Raw genomic sequence first — 951 nt, 5'->3', positions numbered from 1 at the left:
CTGATGACGGGTGCGAACCCGGCAGAGGTTGACCCGGTGGGATTCCGGGACCGACGGTGAAAGTCCGGATGGGAGGCGCGCTGGCGGACGACACGTGACCACGCAGGTGGTGCGTCCGTCCGTCGATGCCGACGATCGTCGAACACCCCCGGAGTCCCGTTGAGAGGACACCAGTGTTCACCGGCATCATCGAGGAACTCGGCACCGTCACCGCCGTCGAGCAGCACGGCGACTCCGTCGCGCTCACCGTCCGCGGGCCCATCGTGGTCCAAGACGCCCGACACGGCGACTCCATCGCGACGAGCGGCGTCTGCCTGACCGTCGTCGAGCAGACCCCGGAGACCTTCACGGCCTTCATCGTCGCGGCGGCCGCGGGCACCGTCGACTACGCCGGCTGGTACGGCGGGTACGGCAACTACGTCCGGATCAGCCACGGCGGTGGCGTGCAGACCGCGTACGGGCACATCGTGAACGGCGGGTTCCGCGTCAGCCCCGGGCAGCGGGTCTCGGCCGGGCAGCTGATCGCGCTCGTCGGCTCCACCGGCAACTCGACGGGCTGCCACACGCACTTCGAGGTGCACGTGAACGGCGCCACCGTCGACCCGGTGCCGTTCATGCAGGCGCGGGGCGTGGCCTTCTAGTCGTCCCGCCCGGCGGCCGTGTCGACGCCGTCGCTGACCGCCTCGACCCCGTCGCCGCCGTCCGCTGACGTCTCCACGCCGTCGTCGTCCAGGTTCCACAGCGCCCGGTACCAGGCGGTCCGCTCCTCGTCGAGCGGGACTCCGTACGCCTCGTGGAAGAGCCCCTCCCACCCGGGGCCGTAGTTCCAGCCGAGCGCCATCGTCGCCACACCGAGGTCCGCCCACCGGTCGGCGATCCCCAGGGCGTCGAGGTCCACGTGCCCGGCGAACCGTCCGTCGGCACCGATCAGGGTGTTCGGCGTGCAGGGGT

1 protein-coding gene and 1 pseudogene are annotated in these 951 nt (G+C 71.3%); one reads left to right on the top strand and one right to left on the bottom strand.

What is annotated here, in order from left to right; all coding sequences use genetic code 11:
- Positions 1 to 173: 173 nt before the first annotated feature.
- The gene (locus I5E_RS22985; protein ID WP_022908300.1) at positions 174 to 641 is read left to right on the top strand and encodes a peptidoglycan DD-metalloendopeptidase family protein; all 468 of its coding nucleotides are present in this window, start codon (positions 174 to 176) and stop codon (positions 639 to 641) included.
- On the opposite strand, the pseudogene I5E_RS18500 reads toward I5E_RS22985, so the two are convergent.
- Positions 638 to 951 (bottom strand): annotated as a pseudogene (locus I5E_RS18500) (hypothetical protein); the annotation flags it as partial. The gene I5E_RS22985 and the pseudogene I5E_RS18500 overlap by 4 nt on opposite strands.

This window comes from Curtobacterium sp. B18 (assembly GCF_000333375.1).
In the GTDB taxonomy this organism is placed as follows: domain Bacteria; phylum Actinomycetota; class Actinomycetes; order Actinomycetales; family Microbacteriaceae; genus Curtobacterium.
Note: the sequence above shows the minus strand (reverse complement) of the source record. Positions and strands in the feature narration are given on the sequence as shown.